Annotated in this window: 1 protein-coding gene, 1 rRNA gene and 1 pseudogene; 2 read left to right on the forward strand and 1 reads right to left on the reverse strand. The window is 52.1% G+C overall.

Features of this window, described 5'->3' with window-relative positions; all coding sequences use genetic code 11:
* The first annotated feature begins 2 nt into the window (after window positions 1-2).
* Window positions 3-117 (forward strand): 5S ribosomal RNA (rrf, locus tag J9889_RS14805).
* A gap of 309 nt (window positions 118-426) precedes the next feature.
* Window positions 427-879, forward strand: coding sequence for a pullulanase (locus tag J9889_RS14810; protein ID WP_029313820.1), 453 nt, complete (start codon window positions 427-429; stop codon window positions 877-879).
* A gap of 132 nt (window positions 880-1,011) precedes the next feature.
* On the opposite strand, the pseudogene J9889_RS24140 reads toward J9889_RS14810, so the two are convergent.
* Window positions 1,012-1,135: pseudogene (locus J9889_RS24140) on the reverse strand (IS630 family transposase); the annotation flags it as partial.

A 1,135-nucleotide genomic window follows, 5' to 3' on the forward strand; every position in this document is an offset into this window, starting at 1 on the left:
TGCCTGGCGGCAATAGCGCAGTGGAACCACCTGACCCCATGCCGAACTCAGAAGTGAAACGCTGTAGCGCCGATGGTAGTGTGGCATTCGCCATGCGAGAGTAGGACACTGCCAGGCACCCAATACAAGAAACCCCGCTCACTCGAGCGGGGTTTTTTATTGCCTGAAATTCAGCACTCACTGGAGTGCAAGCGGGCACTATGGTGCTGTTTCCCGCCGTGTTTTCTGATACTCGCATTCATCATCCCAGCCAATATCGACTTGTTTGTGGCCTGTTTCTGTTCAATATCTGTTCGAAACCCTGCATTCTGGATATAAAAAGCACAGAATGTGATGCTTCTACCTTTCTTGTCATGCCTGCTCTGGTTTAATTCCCGGGTCCACATCGATGGACCAAGGAATCACAATAATTTGAGGAATGGACACATGTTCAAAAGAACAGTAACGATGATGCTGGCGGCGGGAACCCTGGTATTAGGCGGTTGCGCATCCAATGGTGGTGCAGAGCAGGCGGCGGCGGACAACAGCGACTTCGGCGGCAAGTCCATCTACCTGCGTGGTGAGATGAACGACTGGATGGCCACCGACGAAAGCAAGGTCGTCAAGGTTGCCGACAAGCTCTACATGGCCAAGGGGACGCTCAAGAAAGAGTGGGCTCCTTACAAGTTCAAGTTTGCCGACTCCGGCTGGAGTTGTGGCACCAACTTCGGTTACAAGAGCCCGAGCGATGGCGTTGCCGTGCTCGGCGGGGAACCTGTACCGGTCAACCCGTGCTCCAAGTATGAGGACATGAAGTTCTCGCCCGAGGCGGATGGCGTCTATGAGTTCTATCTGAATATGGCGGGTGAGACACCGAGCGTATACGTCAAGAAACCCTGAGATAGTCTCTCGCTTTAAATCTCTCGGAAATTGAACTGGTTAAATGCCCTGGCCCAGAAATCTGCTGGCCGGGGCATTTTTTTAGGATAGAATCGGCGCCCTCATGACGGATAATACCAATCGGATTAAACATTAGGTCAGTTTTATCCAATCTCGGCTACAAAGTGACATCACCCGCTCCACATCGGCAATAAAGTGCTTCCAGGCCGATGTGCAGGCATCAAGGATGTCGTCGTAATCCTTGAAGCTGCGATTA

The sequence above is a fragment of the Aeromonas sp. PrichA-15 genome (assembly GCF_017939245.1).
GTDB lineage: Bacteria > Pseudomonadota > Gammaproteobacteria > Enterobacterales > Aeromonadaceae > Aeromonas > Aeromonas caviae.